At 50.5% G+C, this 16,660-nt stretch carries 11 protein-coding genes and 1 pseudogene; 6 read left to right on the top strand and 6 right to left on the bottom strand.

Features of this window, described 5'->3' with window-relative positions; genetic code table 11:
* The first annotated feature begins 67 nt into the window (after positions 1 to 67).
* Positions 68 to 3,313 (top strand): Ig-like domain-containing protein, encoded by a 3,246-nt coding sequence (locus WDV75_RS05215; protein ID WP_273571726.1) that lies wholly within the window; start codon positions 68 to 70, stop codon positions 3,311 to 3,313.
* Between the two features lie 101 nt (positions 3,314 to 3,414).
* Here WDV75_RS05215 and WDV75_RS05210 read toward each other — a convergent pair whose 3' ends face one another.
* The 5 genes from WDV75_RS05210 to WDV75_RS05190 are packed head-to-tail and all read right to left on the bottom strand — an operon-like array spanning position 3,415 to position 10,325.
* On the bottom strand, positions 3,415 to 3,684 hold the full coding sequence (locus WDV75_RS05210; protein ID WP_187650394.1) for a PAAR domain-containing protein: 270 nt from the start codon (positions 3,682 to 3,684) through the stop codon (positions 3,415 to 3,417).
* The gene (locus WDV75_RS05205; protein ID WP_273571725.1) at positions 3,668 to 4,858 is read right to left on the bottom strand and encodes a type VI immunity family protein; all 1,191 of its coding nucleotides are present in this window, start codon (positions 4,856 to 4,858) and stop codon (positions 3,668 to 3,670) included. Before WDV75_RS05205 ends, WDV75_RS05210 begins: the two co-directional genes overlap by 17 nt.
* Before the next feature lie 14 nt (positions 4,859 to 4,872).
* Complete coding sequence (locus WDV75_RS05200) at positions 4,873 to 6,396, bottom strand: VRR-NUC domain-containing protein (RefSeq protein ID WP_273571724.1); 1,524 nt, start codon at positions 6,394 to 6,396, stop codon at positions 4,873 to 4,875.
* Positions 6,397 to 6,398: 2 nt separating this feature from the next.
* The gene (gene tssI, locus WDV75_RS05195) at positions 6,399 to 8,570 is read right to left on the bottom strand and encodes a type VI secretion system Vgr family protein (protein WP_338860792.1); all 2,172 of its coding nucleotides are present in this window, start codon (positions 8,568 to 8,570) and stop codon (positions 6,399 to 6,401) included.
* A gap of 18 nt (positions 8,571 to 8,588) precedes the next feature.
* Entirely contained in the window at positions 8,589 to 10,325 is a 1,737-nt protein-coding gene (locus tag WDV75_RS05190; RefSeq protein ID WP_338860790.1) for a type VI secretion system baseplate subunit TssF, read from the bottom strand.
* 421 nt (positions 10,326 to 10,746) lie between these two features.
* Between WDV75_RS05190 and WDV75_RS05185 the strand changes: the two genes are divergently transcribed.
* The 5 genes from WDV75_RS05185 to WDV75_RS05165 are packed head-to-tail and all read left to right on the top strand — an operon-like array spanning position 10,747 to position 15,415.
* Positions 10,747 to 11,145, top strand: a complete 399-nt coding sequence (locus tag WDV75_RS05185; RefSeq protein ID WP_273571901.1) for a TIGR03757 family integrating conjugative element protein — start codon at positions 10,747 to 10,749, stop codon at positions 11,143 to 11,145.
* Positions 11,142 to 12,110, top strand: a complete 969-nt coding sequence (locus WDV75_RS05180; RefSeq protein ID WP_273571900.1) for a TIGR03756 family integrating conjugative element protein — start codon at positions 11,142 to 11,144, stop codon at positions 12,108 to 12,110. Before WDV75_RS05185 ends, WDV75_RS05180 begins: the two co-directional genes overlap by 4 nt.
* A gap of 12 nt (positions 12,111 to 12,122) precedes the next feature.
* The gene (locus WDV75_RS05175) at positions 12,123 to 13,562 is read left to right on the top strand and encodes an integrating conjugative element protein (RefSeq protein WP_420497564.1); all 1,440 of its coding nucleotides are present in this window, start codon (positions 12,123 to 12,125) and stop codon (positions 13,560 to 13,562) included.
* Between the two features lie 15 nt (positions 13,563 to 13,577).
* A complete protein-coding gene (locus WDV75_RS05170; protein ID WP_338860788.1) occupies positions 13,578 to 13,904 on the top strand; it encodes a hypothetical protein in 327 nt (108 codons plus the stop codon).
* Complete coding sequence (locus WDV75_RS05165) at positions 13,901 to 15,415, top strand: conjugal transfer protein TraG N-terminal domain-containing protein (protein ID WP_273571897.1); 1,515 nt, start codon at positions 13,901 to 13,903, stop codon at positions 15,413 to 15,415. The genes WDV75_RS05170 and WDV75_RS05165 overlap by 4 nt, the downstream gene beginning before the upstream one ends.
* A gap of 265 nt (positions 15,416 to 15,680) precedes the next feature.
* On the opposite strand, the pseudogene WDV75_RS05160 reads toward WDV75_RS05165, so the two are convergent.
* A pseudogene (locus tag WDV75_RS05160) lies at positions 15,681 to 16,451 on the bottom strand (IS110 family transposase); the annotation flags it as partial.
* Between the last annotated feature and the right edge of the window lie 209 nt (positions 16,452 to 16,660).

Below are 16,660 nucleotides of genomic sequence, written 5' to 3'. Positions count from 1 at the left end.
CCGCAGTATTTAACGCCCTTTTTCTGCATGTTACCCCTTTCAGTATGAATGAAAAGGGTCATAATCCGTGGTGCAAAAAAACCAATCCACCTGGCACAATAGAACAAAATTGCTGATTATTAGCGGGTTAAGTCTGGCGCTGAGTTTTCCCGATCAGGCCAGGCCAGAAGATCAAAACCAAGATCTGCCGGCACCAAAACTGGCCGAAATCACCACCCAGTGGGGGCAACTGACTCAATCGCAGTCACCCAGCGAAGCGGCAAAAACACTGGCTGCCCAGCAATTATCGTCTGCGGTCACATCAACACTGACACCGTGGTTGAACCAATACGGCCATGCCCGCCTCACACTCCCTTTCGACAGCCATTTTGCGTTAAAAGACGTTGCATTTGATGGGTTACTGCCTTTTTATCAATCGGTTTCGGGTACGGCATTCAGTCAGTTCGGGGTAAAAACCCACCATGGTCAGACAACAACGGCTGTCGGATTCGGCTATCGCTATGTCGCCGATGACTGGCTCTGGGGTGCCAATGTCTTCTGGGATGCGTTGTGGCCGGAGCAGCACCACCGTTACAGTCTTGGGTTAGAAGCCTGGCACGATAACGTCAAATTGTCTGCCAATCTTTACCAGCGCTTATCTCACTGGAAGCCCTCACGGCTTACCGATTTCGATGCAAGACCCGCCAATGGCTGGGATATTCAGGCCGAAGCGTATTTGCCGGCTTTTCCTCACTGGGGCGGACAGTTGAAGTATGAACACTATGATGGGCAGCAGGTCGCCTTATTCGGTGGATCCGAACGCCAGAAAAATCCGTACAGCGTCATCGCCGGGCTGACTTACACGCCAGTCCCCTTAGTCACACTGGGTGCCGATTTTCGGCAGGGTAAGCAAGGGACCAGTGAGAACCGTTTTACCCTGAACCTCAATTATCGGTTGGGTGTCCCGTTCAGCCATCAGCTTGACCCGAACGCCGTCGCCCCCCTGCGCAGCCTGAGATCCAGTCAGTGGGATTTTGTGAACCGGCGCAGTGATATGGTACTGGATTATCAGAAGCAAACGCTGCTGACGCTGGCCTTTCCGACCTTGGTTAAAGGCTATGAAGGCAAGGAAGTGACCTTTTTTCCCGTTATCCACACCAAATATCCGTTGGCACGTTTAGCGCTGGATACGGCTGAATTACAGCAGGCAGGCGGGAAAGTACTTGATCAACGGCCGGAGAAAGTGACATTACGGTTGCCGAAAACCACGGGAAAACCCGTCCGGCTTTCGGGGGTTGCCGTTGATAATCGGGGTAATCGTTCCAACCGGGCAGAAATCATGATGGTGAGTCTGCCGACCGAAAAACAATTACAGGTGACAGCGAATAAAACGCAGGCCAAAGCCGATGGTCATGACAGTGTGCTCTATACCATCCTTGTCACCGATCAGGAAGGCGCTCCTGTTTCCAATCAGGCTGTTATCTGGTCAAGTGATAAAGGCGAATTATCCCAAACCCGGCAGGATACGGATGCGCAGGGGCAGGCATCGGTCGTGCTGCACAGTCGTCAGCAGGGGCTGCACACAGTACGTGTTTCCGTGGATGAAGAGGTTGCTGTTGCACCTTCAGTCCAGTTTGATGCGGTGCTGATACCCGAAATCACCATTGATAAGCACAGCGTTAAGGCGGATGGAAAAGCAAGGGTAACCTTGACGGTCACGGTTAAAGACGCCGGTGGTCAACCTGTGCCCAATCAGGCTGTTGGCTGGCAGAGCAGTCTTGGACAGCTCTCCTTATTTTCATTAATGACTGATGCGAAAGGGCAGGCCACCGCCTATTTAACCAGCAAAGTATCAGGAAATGCCGAAGTGACGGTAGCGGTTGGCAGTGAAACGGTGATGGCTTCTCCGATCCGCTTTATTGCCTCGCTAACGCATACGCTTCAGGCGGACAAACAAACCGCGATGGCCGATGGTCAGGACAGCATTCTTTATACGGTGAACGTGCGCGATGCAGCAGATCACCCCGTTGCCCACAGTAAAGTGCAGTGGTCTGCGGATAACGGGCAACTGCTGGACAGGCAGGAACAGACAAACAGTCAGGGAGAAGCGACAGCCCGGTTAATCAGCCGCATCGCAGGGCGGGCAACGGTGAAAGCCGAGGTGGCGGGAAAAACCCTTGATGCTGCTCCGGTGATGTTTGAACGCCGGCTGAAACCCGCGATCACGGTGGACAAAGTCAGGGCTAAAGGTGATGGGCAGGATACGATTATGTTAACGGCTATAGTGCGAGATTCATTGGGATCACCTGTGGCAAATCAGCCGGTGAGTTGGCAAGCAGATCACGGTGTGTTGTCTTCAGAACGCACACAAACTGACCATCAGGGACAAACGCAAGTTCGATTGAACAGCACGTTTGCTGGGCTGCATCAGGTGCAAATCCAGGTTGAAGATCATAAAGTGGCCGCCCCCATGGTGGCGTTTGATGAAGTGCTGTTATCCACCGTCAGGGTCAATAAAACCCGTGCTGCGGCGGATGGCGAAGATCGGGTGACTTTTACTGTCACGGTCACGGATATTCATGGGCAGGGGCTTGCGGATAAAGCGGTTGACTGGTCTGGCAACCTTGGCGAGATGATTTTTGCAGCAGACAGGACAGACCGTCAGGGAAATGCAACGGCAACCCTTGTCAGTCGTCATGTTGGACAGGCTTTGGTCACTGCTGAAGTGGGTGCGCAGCAAGTCTCCTCTTCTGTGGAATTTATCCTGCCGTTACGCCTGGTTGATACCGTTGCCATTGACCGTCAGGGTGGCAATGTCAACCAGAAATCGTTTGGTCTCAGGGGGCCTTCCGTACTCTGGCGTGGCGCAAAATTTCGCCTTATCACGGCCGGCAATACAGGCCGGGTGAACTGGCAGAGTGATTCATCCTCGGTGACGGTATCGGGGGATGGGGTGACGGTGCAACAAAATCCTGACGGAGTCAGGCTCACCGGCACTGATGAGACAGGGCAACAGGTCGCACTGACCTTGACGGTTCACACCTGGTTTGAGCGCTCCGGCCTGACGAAAGATTTTTATTCTCATGCGAAACAGCTTTGCCAATCACTCGGCAGCCGGATTGCCTCCAAATATGCCCTGGAACGGCTCTATGAGGAATGGGGGAACTTTTATCTTTATGATGGTTGGGCGCGGGAATTTTACGTGACATCAACGGATTATCTGGCTGCCAGTTCAGGTTCCGCAGAGCATCAGGCAAAATGGGCGTTTTGGGCAGAAACAGACCGGTGGATGCGAAATGGCTGGCCGATGACCGGATTTGCGTGTGGCAGATAGCAATGTTGCCCAATTTACCGGCTAAATAAAGTCAGTGGCTGTTAAAACAGCCACTTAAGAGAATTTCAATCGGTCAGGCTAGTGTGTGATTTCTTGTTTTATTAACCCGTAGCAACAAGTGTACATCCAGATGGGCAACTACAATTTACTTTGTGCCCCTCCAGTGCAACCGCTTTACCCTGTATCACCGTCAGTGGAGAACCTTCAGCAATAGCTCCCGTGCTTTTACAAGCCGGGCAAAACACGCTGTCACCAACACAAGCAACGGGCTCCCCCTGTTTGGTTAGACCTGAACCTGTTAGTACGGTGCCACTTGTGTTTGTGGTATCGCCTTTCAGGATAATTTTTTTTCCATCAATGGTTGCCCGCATTTTGCTGTGCCTCAAGTTCTTTCAGATCTTTAATGTCGTCATGTTCAATCTGACGCACCAAACGCCATACAGTGGTGCCGGGGGCATTACCCTCTACATCCGGGGCGATATCACCTTGCAGAATGATGTTTTCCAGTCCTTCACGTCCTTTGGTTGTCCAGTAACCATCGACTCTGGCGGGTTCGCCAGTTATTAACAGGTCAACCTGTAGGGGGCCACGGTCATAACGGGCATACCAGAGGGCACTGGTTTTTCCTGTAAAATGGCCTTCACCATAAAAATGGAGGGAATCCCCCTCTTTCATGACATAGCGAATTGGTCGGATTAATTCATTAATGACAAAATAACTTTCAGGCACACTGGCAGGTAGTGGGGTTAAGTCGGGGTATTCGCCAACACGGATAATCAATCCACTACTATATTCAGTAATGGTAATATCAGTACAAGCGGACAACTTTTTCTTTACCCATTGTTCTCCACCTAATCGTTTGATAAAGCGATGTGACAGCAAGGTAAGCCAGTTTATACTGCGTATCGAATTAAAGTAATCACCAGCATCCATATGTACAGTGGAATTAACTTGTATCGCTGGATAGCGGATAGCGAGCTGATATTCTTGGGGCATATACTCATGGTAATTCCGAGGTAGTACCAACATATAACCACATTCGCCGTGATCTGGGTTTAATTGTGTACAAAGAAAGTTTAGCCACTCATAAAATTCTGAATTTCCTTTTTCTGTTTCCAGTGTATTCCAAGGCAATACCAGACATAAATAAGATGTTCCCTGAATTCCATCAATTTCATAGGAATCAAGATAACGCATCAAATAATTAGGTGCTTCACTTGTATTTTTAGCATCACTAACATACCAACCACACGTTTGGTTACCATCTGAGTTTAAAATTAACTGTTCTACTTTTTCGATATTTTCGGCTGAATATTTTTTCAATCCATCAAATTCATGGGTATGAAATTTTAACCTCCCCCCGTACATTTCCCGAAAACGGCGATAACAGGCTAAAATACGTTCTTTCTTTTCACGGGTATAACCTTGTTTAAAAAACAACGTGATAGCCAACCCTAAACGGGTGACGGTAATATCTCGTTCACTTTGCAGGGTAAATCCCGTTAATTGTGTCTTGATATGCTCAAAATAGGCTTCTTTATTCATAATAATCATTTTCCTTATGATGCGGTTGCCGCTGTTAAGGCGGTAATACCCGCTACTGCTGCTGTCAGGGTCGCCCATATCGTGGCTGCGATGCCACCGGCAACGCTACCTACCCAGATAATTAGTCCTGCCAGCAAAACTATCGCTGCGACAACGATAATTTTTTCAATAATGGTAATGATTTCTTCTCCTATTTTTACCATTAACTGAATTGTTCCATTACCCAGGTCAGCGGCTATCTGATACCAATCGACCTGTTTCAATGCGTCTATCGTCAAATCGGTATATTTGTATACCGTTTCCACGGCTTCCTTGATTTTAGCTTCGGTGAGACGAACGATTTCTCCTGTTTTTTCACTGACCCAATGAATGGCATAACTCAGCTTTTTTGTCACCGGATCGATAATTTCATCCGCTATCCACTGACCTGATTCACGAAACCAGGCACCACAGGCAGCTAATGCTGCACGGGTTTTATCACTCAGGTAATTAAAACCACTGGCCGTTAAATCCCATGTCCATTCCCAACTTCGGACAATGGCATTTTGGGCATAAGTCACACTTTCTGATACAAATCTGGCACTCTGATCGTAATATTGCTCTACGCGCTCTAAAAATGATGGTTCCTTCTCGGAAGAAAGCGCTATCATCGCTGGAATGGCCGTATGACGCACGGCTAACCACAGGCTAAATATAGGTTCGTATTGCCATTGCCTCTCGCTGACTAAGGGGATATTTTTTAGTAACAACTGCTCAATACCTGTATAGCCTGGTATTGGCACTGGTAAAGAAGAGGCTAATCCTTCTATTGCAGGGGGGATAATAGAACGGCTGAATTGAGACAGATGTTGCTTAATGTTTTCCCGCTCGGCGGCTTTAGCTTCTGCCGAAAGTGTTTCCCACTCCTTTGAATCACGGTTATCCTCAACAATGAAAACACCAAATCGCTCCTTAGTGGCAATAAGTTTATAATCTTTTTCCTGTCCTTCTTTCAGGGTATCACCTGGAAATTTGACTTCAATGAGCATCTTAAGATTATCAGGGTGAACAGAACCATCAAAATATTGCCCTTCACGACCAGGCCAGCGGAGTTGCTTGTTTTTGACCAAAATAATATCCGGTCGTCGGATACCCGTAACACCAAATTTGCTCTTGTCAGCATTCGTCAAGTGTGAGAATGGGCTTTCTGAATGGGGGAGATTTCCCGCATATTTGGTTTTTCTTGCCTCACTGTTTGCTAACATAGGTAATGGATTTTTATATACGCCCCTCATAAAAAAAACTACTTCTGCTTTATATTGCCATAACCAATCGTGAATTCTTTCCTCAACTCTGATGAGACCACTCATCACTGCCTGTTTTAGCGAGAATGCGGCTCCATTTTTATTTATTCCTGCCTTTGGTGCCCAAATGGCGAAAGCTGCTTTCTTGGCTAAATAACATTGATCCTCATCTTTGGGAAATGCGACTCGCTCCATTCTACATCTCACTGATGTAATGGCTGGACACATTCCACCGGGTTGTAATTGCTGAGTCATTTTTATTCCTCCTTAAATTCCATCACATAATCCACGGGTTGATTATTACCAACGTGGTACAGCGTTTGGTTTTTTTTCTTTTTCTGCTCTTCTGGGATACTGAATTCCAATGTATCCGCTTGCTGGGTCTGCACGATGACGGTACGTCCCGCAGCATCAGTACGGCCGGACACGATGCCTGATGGGGTTTTTATCTGGTACAGGGTGTTTGTCAGCGGTTGGTTATTATTTTTGCTGTTGGTCAGAATATAACGCCCCGAATAATCAAACAGTGGCTGGCTGCCAGCCTTTCCTGCTGCGTGTTCGGTCATGGATATGGACGTACCCGAAATTGTAATTGCTCCTGTTGGATCGATGATGATTTGACCGCCTGAATTGCCAATGGTGATCTGGCCGCTTTGGGATTGCAGCACAATGTGTTTACCAACACGCACTTCCTGATTATCGTTGATTTCCAGTAACTGGCTTTTACCGATGTTGGTGCTTTGCTGCCCGGTAATGGTGCTGGACTGATTTTTCTCAACCCGCAAGGTCTGGTGACCGGAAACTGATTCATCATCATCCTGTTTAATGACAGTCTGACGGCTGCGTTGAATTTCCTCAAATTGATCCCGTACCACCGTTAACTTCTGGTCGCGGCCAATACGCTCCTCATGATCAACATCCACCTGAATAGTGCGGTTATTCAGCACCTTGGTGTTCATATCCTTTTGGGCATGGATATACACTTCCTCGCTGCCTTTGGCATCCTCAAAGCGCAGTTCGTTAAATCCGTCACCTTTGTGCGTTTTGGTTTTAAAGGTAGTTCGGGTTTTTTGGCCCGGTAAATCCAGCGGCGGGCTATTGCGGCCATTGTAGTTGCAACCGGTCACGATCGGACGGTCTATATCCCCGTTCAGGTAAGAAATAATCACTTCCTGACCGATACGGGGGATTGCCATAAAGCCAAAGTTATTGCCATTCCAGCCCTGGGCAACCCGCACCCAACAGGACGAACTGTCACCAAGTTTATCATAGCGGTTCCAGTGAAAATGCACTTTAATGGCACCGAGTTCATTGGTGAATATCTCTTCGCCTTCAGGCCCGACAACTGTGGCCAGCTCATCACCGTCTGCCAGTGGCTTATAGTGATACGGTGGCCGCCAGTCATCAAAGCCGGGGATAAAAGTCATATCGCTGGTTAATGTGGTGCCTTCACCGCCTATTCCTGCTGCTTGCGGCTGAGTGCCATGATGCGTGATGCTGACCACCTGCCAGCGGTCATTCATCGCGTCAGACGGGTGTGCACTGAGGGTAAAGATTTTACCCGGCCGTAATTTGATACAGTTAGACTGTGCGGAGCCCAGTTTACTTTCGCTGTTCAACTGGTTAAGACGAATTTGACTGAAGGGTTGTCCTTCTTTACTCCACTGGAAACGCCCGTAACTTTCAAAAACGGAATGCCCGCTGCTGGGTTCTACGTTGGCTTTGGTTTGCATCGGTTGGGAAGGACGCAGGTAGTTGTAATCTTTATGGATAAACTCATCAGGGCATAAATATTCGCCATACTGCCACTGCCAGACGGTTGAGTCAGTATCATCCGTGTTTGGTTGACCGTTGTAGACCAAGGGTAAGGCGGCCGTCATACCGAGGTGAGAATTGCTGTAAAACATCTGGTTTTCCTCAAACCAGAAAATAATGCCTTCTTCCGCCGCTAACCGGCACCAGAAATCATAGGCTGATTCCCGTTTCTGAGTAATGTAGTCGCGGGGCGCATGATAACCGGCGCTATCATAGAACTTGCTGTCAGCTTTTACCCGGTGCTCTCCCAGCAATTTCTTCAAAATATCAGGGACGGAGAGATGCTGATAAATACGGCTGTCCTGATTGAGCGTCATCCGCCACATTTCCGGTCGCAGAATAAAAGTGTAATACGTTTGCTTTCCATCGGTATTGCCCTGTGTCGCACCGGCCACAATACCATTGACCGTTCGTTCCACCACGCCATTACGCTTGACGGTCAGAGAGGCTTCCTGGTTAAGCTGCTCACCCAGAGGGATATTATTGACGGCGCTGACCACCGTCAGATTAAGTTGAAAAAGCTGAGATAAATGCTCCCGCAGAGTGAAGTTAACCACCTGAAAGGTCGTTGGCGGGAGTCGACCGATTTGGCAGGTAAAAACCAAACCATCCATAACCGTATTTCCTTATTGTTACATTAACGGACGATACCCCAGTACGGGACGGGGCATTAGCTTATAGAATTTTCCCGCCGTGGTACGGCAGGTCACTAACATGTGCATATCCTGCGTCAGGCAAAATGGCAGAAATTGAGACACACCATGGGCAAACATGAAAGCCTCCCCTTCATGAGTGTAGGCGCTGTCATCCAGCATCAGTTCAATAAACAGGCAGCGGTGGGGGACGCCCTTAATCAGCCAGTCGCTCGTTTTCGAATGCACGGAAACAATGCCATTAATCCTGCGGCGCAGTGCCCGGCTCCGGTTTCGGTTTGTTTCTGTATAAAAGTCATAGCCTAGCAATAGCTCTTTGAGCATGTCAGCAGAATGCAGCAAAAATGGGCTGACCGAATAATGTGACAATAACGTCCAGTAGCGGTGACTGTCGGTGAGCGGCGGATAGGGCGGCGAAGGGGGAGTCAGGTTTTTGATTTGTACATTATCAGGGAGGGTTTCGTCCGCATCACACATCTCACCAGCCATTAATGGCTCCGGCTGAAGCCCAAATGTTGCCACCTGACAGATAAATTTTCGCGCCGGAGGCTGGGTCATGAATTGTCCCCGACTGTCCCGGAAGACCAGATCGTATTGCAACCGACCTAACGCATCTTCCCCCATTTCCAATGAATAAAACCAGATGTGTTCGTCATCCAAATAGCGATCCATACCGGTTAACAAGCGATCTGGATAGAAACGGAAAGATTCACCCCGGTCATACTCTTCATCCGGTTCTTGTTCCAGTGCAATGCCGTGCACATCCAGTACACCCTGAGAGGGTGATAAGGGTAAGCGATAACGCTCAGTCCCTAAATTAAACGGCACGGTTAATTGTGTTATTTGTCGATTGACCACGGGCACACAATGCAGGTGAAACGCTGCCGCTATTTGTGCTTCAGACACGGCCAATTCATACCTGAGTTTGATTACAACAGTAAATTCACGGGTTTCTGTCATGAATAAGTGGCTTCGCATCGTCGTCGGCAAAACCAATGTGATGAAGTGATGAACATGGGGAAAATAAAGTGACTCTATTAGCATTTGTGGCGCCCAGTTTCCCGCCCGCTGTGGCCGGGACAAAATAAGCCCGGAAGTGCCCTGCAAGGGTTCCAAACGCAAACCTTCCATTGGGTAAGGGGAATTTTCTCGGTATAACTGAATGTTATAAGCCTCTTGTGTCAGTGCCAGCATCAGGGTATCTGCGACGGTTTCATCAGCACTGAGAAACAGGCTGATGGGTTTGATTGCCCAACGGGCATCTTTGCCCGTATACCGGAATGTCAGGGTAATCTGGGTCTCCTGTGCCTGATGATGGAGTTCCCGCCGAATCAGTGTCAGTGGCTCGATATCACAGGGGCGACAGCTCATGAATGGTGTGTCATTTTCTGTGGTGATTTTACTGCCTGCCGGTACGGAGTAAGCATTATCTGTCCCCTGAACGCTATCCAGTTGCATCACACTGGTTGCCGGTAGACCTTTTATTGTCTGCGAGTGTAAGCGTTGCAGTAATGGTTGGGTGTATTCAGGCAATCCATCGTCAATTTTTTGGCGCAGACGGGCAGTCAAAAAGGCCAAGCCTTCATTGACTCTTTCCACATCCGGATCGTGTCCACTGAGGATATCCGCCAGATGTGGTTTTTCCTCCCGCACCAGTTTTTGTAATGCGCGGAGATACTCGATCTCGTGTTGAAAGTGTTGTTCAAATGTTTTCACACCGTTTTCCTTATCGATATTCAATAAACTCGGCCGGTTCACAATGGCACAACTTGTTTAAATCCCTCTTACCAGGCACGGATATTCACTATGCCTTTTATTTTTATCCTCGTATGTATGTTTTGATGAATTACTCATCGGTGTTCTATTGGAAAAATTTATACATATTTGGGCATTGATAACGGTTAATGGCGTATTTTACGGCATTATCTGTTAAATTTACTTTATGGAAGGTTGTTTTTGTGATTGGGGACGCGTCTTGATAAATGGTTATCAGAGTTCCAAGCCAAAACCCAAATAAGAAAGATCTTAGTCTGAAGTGCATTTACTTTTTTTACTTTTGCAAAAACTAATTAATTACTGACACCAATAATGCATTTCTTCAGGCTATCCCGGTGTTTGATAAAACGGGAAATGTGCTATGTGGAAGTCGACTTTATTGCTTTGGGCGGGATTGCTGGCCTCATTATCGGCCAATGCGAAAGTAGTTATCTATACCGACAGTCAGCATCCTCCCGTCAATCTTTCCCCGGAGACACAAATTGTCTGGCTGGATGCGGCTGAACAACATCAGAGACAAATCTTCGCTCACTTGTCTGCCGACCCTCAGCAAGCGGCGAGACAGGCACAAGCTATGCTGCATTCTCCCCAATGGTATAAGCAGGAACACCAATTGATCAATGCTTATCGAGCCATTGTTGAAGCCTGGCAATCAGGTGTGCGTAAATACCCTGCGGTGGTATTTGATGACCGGGATGTGGTGTATGGTACGGTGGATGTGGCAAAAGCAAGCGCCCTCAGGGAGCAGCGCCAGCCATGAAGACACCCCGCCTTGCTTTTCCTGTGGTCATCACGCTGATAGCGGCGTTTGTTCCCTTTGTGCAGGCTTCCCTCAACACCGCCCAGATTGTGGCCAGCAGTCTCTCGCCATCCTGTATCCAGTGGCGGGTCAGCGGTATTTGTTACTGGCTGTTTTGTTCCTGGCATGGCTGTACGGTAAAAACGTCGGTTAAAGTCACTCACTACCTCCCCGAAGCGGTGGTATCCACCTATCACGCCCCCGGCGGCAATCCGTGGGCAGACATGGCGCAAGTCAGCCGGTTATCCGGCGGACTGGAAAATGCTGTCACCGGGGCGTTATCCCACCTGACTGCGGGCGGTGGCCACCATAATAGCCAGATGGCAGGCCAGCGCCGGACCAGTCTGCGTTTTAAATATGCCGATGCCATCGGGCACCCCGCCACCCGTCTGATTGGCGGGCAAATTCCCGGCTATTCCTGCCGCAGTGCGGCCACCCCGTTGGTGCCTTATTTTCTCAGCACATTAGATACCGTTGCGTGGCGCACCGGTTTGCCGGAATCGTTCTACCCGGAAGCGCTTATTCCCGGCCAGCGGGAGCTGGGCAGACAAATGGCCGCCAATCTGTGGGGCACTATTTATCCGCGCTCAGGTTTCATCAATCAGACCGATGATGACAAAGCGTCTGCCGTGGTGGCGCAGCGGGTGGCGGATATTATCACCCGTACCGGGCAACCCCATGTTTATCAGACCTTAAAAGGTCAACGCGCTGACGGTTATTGGCCACCCGAACCAGTGACAGAAAATACCGGCACCCAAAATCACCAATGGCAGCGATTATCACCCCGGTTAAGTCAATCTTGCGCAGTGTTTCCTGACGGCGAACATGCGGCTGCGGTCAATGGCAACCAGGCGTATGCCCTGTGGCAGCCCTACAGCTGTTGCCAGCGTCGCGGGCAGCGTTTTCTTGGCAGTACCGATATCTGAAATAAGGGAGGAATGATGACGAGAATAAACGCATTATTGCTGGTATTGAGTGGGCTGGCAACTGCGTCTGTGCAGGGTAATACACCGGTTGTATCCCTCTCATTACCACAGGTAAATAACAGTGTGCTGGGTTATGGTGCCGATGTCTCCGGTGCGGTCTCCGATACGCTGTTTTATACCTTAGGGGGCGGCTCAGTGATTTCACAGCCGGCCACCCGCCGTTCCCTGACCACGCTGGGCGGACTGGAGCTGGGCTGGAGTTCCGATTTGATGTGCGGCAATTTTGACTTAAAAACTACCGTCGGTAATCAGTTAAACGGTATTACAGCCGGGTTTAAAAACCTGATGAGTGAAGTTATCCAGGGGGCCACCGGCGCTGTCGCCAGCTTACCCGCCATGGTCATTCAGCGTGCCAACCCGGGGCTGTATGACATGCTGACCAACGGTGTGTTGCAGGCCAATGTGGCGTACGACAAGGCTCAGTTTAATTGCCAGAACATGGCCCGGCGAATGATGGATTTTGCGCAAAACAGTAAATGGACGCAATCGGCTGCCCTACAGGAATATAAGACACAGGTGAACAGCGGGGATGCCGATGCGGTAAGAGTCAATAATGCCGGCAGCAAAGCCACAGGCACCAGCGGGCACCCGTGGATTGGCGGGAAGAAGCAGGGGGGCAAGGGACAAAATGCCATCCGGCCCACCCGTGATTTAGCCAGCGCGGGATTTAATATGATGAATCAGCTGCCGGTACTGAGCCAGGCTTCAATCAGTACCAAACAGTGTGATGGCGGTGCCTGTACCCAATTTCAGAATGCCAGAGAAGCGGCGGAGGCGGTGGTAAAAGTGCTGGGCGACCGGGCTATCCGTACCTGTGCCAATGCCGCAGAATGCACCAGCGGTGGGGAAACGCAGCAGCCGGGCGCGACGGTGGCCGGCACCGGCTTTGCGCCGATGCTGGAAGAGGGCACCAAAACCAATACTGAACAGCTGGTGAAGCTGGTCAATGGTACGGAAAAACCCACCGCCGCCAATCTGGCCAAACTGAAAACCGGTAGCCTGGCCGTCACCAAAGGTGTCATTCAGGCATTGCAGCGAGACCCGGACAGTGCGGCGTTGACCGCGCGTCTGGCGGGCGAGCTGGCGATGGCTGAGACCACCGAGACCGCATTGCTGATGCGGCGCATGCTGATTACCGGCATGTCAGAGCCCAATGCGGCCGCCCAACCGGAAGCCCTGGCCGAAGGGGAACGCCGGATTGAGGCGCTGGACAGGGAAATCAATGCGCTGAAAAATGAGATGTGGCTGAAACGGGAGCTGTCCCGTAACGCTATCCTGACCATTATTGAACGGGACACACACCGTATCCAGACCCATCCGCAAAAGCAGGTGCCGGACAGCACTGATGCGCGTTTTTATCAGCTGGAAATGCCCCACCGTGAACGGCAGTAAGGAGGGATGGCCGCGATGATTTCCATATTGAGAAAAGGGATTATGCGATTACTGCTTATCGCTTTGGTGATGGTTATCAGTTTGGCGGCAGGCTGGGCCGGGCTGCATCAGGCGGAAAAACTCACCAGGATGCACCATTGGGTGACCGAAACCGGGGGATACTGGTTAGTCTGGCGGTTAGGCCTGTATGCCGTACTGGGCTGGGGTAGCTGGAAAATCGGGCAAAAGATAACACATCAGCCGGCACACCGTGCAGTGTTGATCCGGATGAGAGTGTCCAGCCTGTTGTTTATCCTGCTGGGTGAATATGCCCTGTCAGGAAATATTGGGGGGATGTTATGACCACCAACAGCTATCTGGAATACTTTCTGACCCTGCTGGGTTGGGTGGTCAATAACGGGTTATGGCAAATACTGATTGCCACCGGACTGTTTACAACCCCTTTAGTGATAAAGGTCATCGCGGTCTGGCTGAAAGTGCGGGAAGGTGACGAAGAGGACGGTCATGGCGGGTTGCAGTCGCTTGCCCGTCTCGAAAATACGTTGTATGGCACCTTTTTCGTCATGGTGGTGTGTTGTGTGCCACTGGTCAATGTCAGCCTCAGTACCCTCCAGTACGATCAGTCCCGCGCCAAAAGTTGCGGCACCTGGACACCGCAAGCGCCGGATAAAAGTGGTTATGCGCCGGTGATCTCCAGCCTGAATAATCAGACGGCGGCGGTGCCCCTCTGGTGGGCCGTGGTGCATCGGTTGTCAAAGGGATTAACGCAAGCGGCGGTCGCTTCCATTCCCTGCCGGCCGGATTTAAGGCAGCTGCGTTTTGAGGTACAGCACACCCGTATCAATAGCCCGGCACTGGCGGCGGAATTGCAGGATTTCACTAATGACTGTTATGCCTTAGCGTTGTATCAGTGGAAACAACGGGATCAGGGGCAAACCCCCGATCCGGCCACCCTGCATGATATTGACTGGCTGGGCAGTCGCACCTTCTTATCCGGCGATTACCGGACGCTGCAATCCCGAATGCCCAGGGGACTATTTCCGTGGAATGAAAGCCGGGACAGTGGCCGGCCCAATACCGGGCAGGGCGGTTATCCCACCTGTCAGGCCTGGTGGTCAACCCCTAAAACCGGACTGAAGGCCAGGGTATTGGCCGAGGCTGATCCGGGATTGTGGTTGCGTCTGTCGGCAGCCCTCAAAATGCTGGGCAAAGAAACCCGCGAATATCAAGAAGCGGTGATCCGCCGTTTAGTCAGTCCGGTTAACTTGACAATGTCTCAGGACGGCTATGTGTATGCGGGGTATGGCGGTAATGCCGATTTTGCGGTCTGGGACAGATCAAATCGAGTGGGGTCTTCTGCGGGGACTCTGCTGGGGGGATTCCTCAGCATGCCGGCGTTTGATGCGGTGCGTCAGGCGTTGCCGATGATACAGGCGGTGATCCTGATGGCGTTGTATATCTTAATCCCGTTGATCCTGCTGTTTGCTGCCTATGAATTTAAGACGGTACTCACACTGACGTTCGCCCTGTTTGCGTTGAATTTCCTGACCTTCTGGTGGGAAACTGCCCGTTGGCTGGACAGTTATTTACTGGATGCCCTGTATGGCTCAGACACCCACAGCCTGTTGAATCTGGCCGGTATTCAGAATACTTCAGATGATTTGATTATGGGGCTGGTGATGGGCACGTTGTTTATTGTGCTGCCAATGGTCTGGCTGGGGGCACTGGCCTGGGCCGGGGTGCGGATAGGCGATATGGCGGGCATGATGAGCCAGGGCGTGGGGCAGGTCAGGCAGTCTGCCGGCCTGTTCGGGCAAATGGTAATGCAGAAGATGTTGTCGAAAGGAAAATAGTGGGGAAAAGGCTAAAAATGTGTCCGGTAGTTCTTGACCATATATGGACGCCCCGGTTGTGCAAGCACTAAATTGATACGGTTTGCGACCATATATCCGGCGTCATTATGGACTCATTTGTCCGCGCCATGATGTCATCCGCACCCTGTTTCCTTATCACAACACCGGTATCTCACTACCTTGGTCAAGAGCAGGCTCTGACAGGGACGGGAGCCGTTTTCTCATCAGTGTTTGCAAATTCAATAACATACCCGTTTTAGGTGACTCAATTAACGGACAGAAAAGCTTTTTGCATATTAAAATCCACATCATCCCGCAGAACACGCCAAATAATCCGGGTCAGTTTGTTGGCTAAAGCCACCGTGGCTTTCATGAACCCGCACCGGTCAATCAGTTTTCTCAGCCACTCTCCCAGATAATCATCCCGTTTTTGAACGCAACGCATCACGGAACGGGCACCGTGAATGATTAACGTTCGCAGATGACGATGGCCATGTTTGTTCAGGGAACACAGACGGCTTTTTCCTCCTGAACTGTGTTGCCGGGGAACCAGTCCACACCAGGCAGACAGTTGTCGGCCATTGGCAAATGGGGATGCACTGACGTCACTCACGAAGGCGGCCGCAATAAGGGGACCAACGCCGGGAATAGTGAGCAGATGCTCATAACCCGTTTGCTGACGGGAAAGTGCCGCTATTTCGTTATCCATGTCATGAATGCCGGTGTTCAAATGCTGCATCTCTTCCCATAAGGTATGCAATAAACGACGCAGCACACAAGACAGGTGATTGCTGTCATCTTCCAGAATATCAGGGAGATGCTGTTGAAGTTTTTGAATGCCAGCAGACACAATTCGTCCCGATTCAGCCAGAAAAGCCCGCATTTGGTTAGCAAGTGTGGTACGCTGTTCCACCATGAGTTGCCGGGCACTGCGCAGTGCCTTGATATCTTGCTGTTCCACGGTCTTGACGGGAACAAAATGAAGACCGGGACGACAGGCAGTTTCACCAATAGCCAGCGCATCATTGGCATCGTTTTTTTGATGATGGCTGAAGGCCTTGACGTGTTGAGTCGGGACTAACCTGACGGTATCGTCCTGCCGATGGTCTGGCTGGGCGCATTAGCGTGGGCCGGGGTGCGGATGGGCGATATGGCGGGCATGATGAGTCAGGGCGTGGGGCAGGTCAGGCAATCTGCGGGCATGTTCGGGCAGATTGTGATGCAGAAGATGATGCCGAAAGGAAA

Origin of the sequence: Xenorhabdus griffiniae, from assembly GCF_037265215.1 — a bacterium.
Classification (GTDB): domain Bacteria; phylum Pseudomonadota; class Gammaproteobacteria; order Enterobacterales; family Enterobacteriaceae; genus Xenorhabdus; species Xenorhabdus griffiniae.
Note: the sequence above shows the minus strand (reverse complement) of the source record. Positions and strands in the feature narration are given on the sequence as shown.

What these genes read in the sequence shown, in the direction of transcription:
- WDV75_RS05210 (WP_187650394.1), bottom strand. Translation starts at nt 3,684, where the DNA reads ATGCGGGCAACCATTGATGGAAAAAAAATTATCCTGAAAGGCGATACC.
- WDV75_RS05205 (WP_273571725.1), bottom strand. Translation starts at nt 4,858, where the DNA reads ATGAATAAAGAAGCCTATTTTGAGCATATCAAGACACAATTAACGGGA.
- WDV75_RS05200 (WP_273571724.1), bottom strand. Translation starts at nt 6,396, where the DNA reads ATGACTCAGCAATTACAACCCGGTGGAATGTGTCCAGCCATTACATCA.
- tssI (WP_338860792.1), bottom strand. Translation starts at nt 8,570, where the DNA reads ATGGATGGTTTGGTTTTTACCTGCCAAATCGGTCGACTCCCGCCAACG.
- WDV75_RS05185 (WP_273571901.1), top strand. Translation starts at nt 10,747, where the DNA reads ATGTGGAAGTCGACTTTATTGCTTTGGGCGGGATTGCTGGCCTCATTA.
- WDV75_RS05180 (WP_273571900.1), top strand. Translation starts at nt 11,142, where the DNA reads ATGAAGACACCCCGCCTTGCTTTTCCTGTGGTCATCACGCTGATAGCG.
- WDV75_RS05175 (WP_420497564.1), top strand. Translation starts at nt 12,123, where the DNA reads ATGATGACGAGAATAAACGCATTATTGCTGGTATTGAGTGGGCTGGCA.
- WDV75_RS05170 (WP_338860788.1), top strand. Translation starts at nt 13,578, where the DNA reads ATGATTTCCATATTGAGAAAAGGGATTATGCGATTACTGCTTATCGCT.
- WDV75_RS05165 (WP_273571897.1), top strand. Translation starts at nt 13,901, where the DNA reads ATGACCACCAACAGCTATCTGGAATACTTTCTGACCCTGCTGGGTTGG.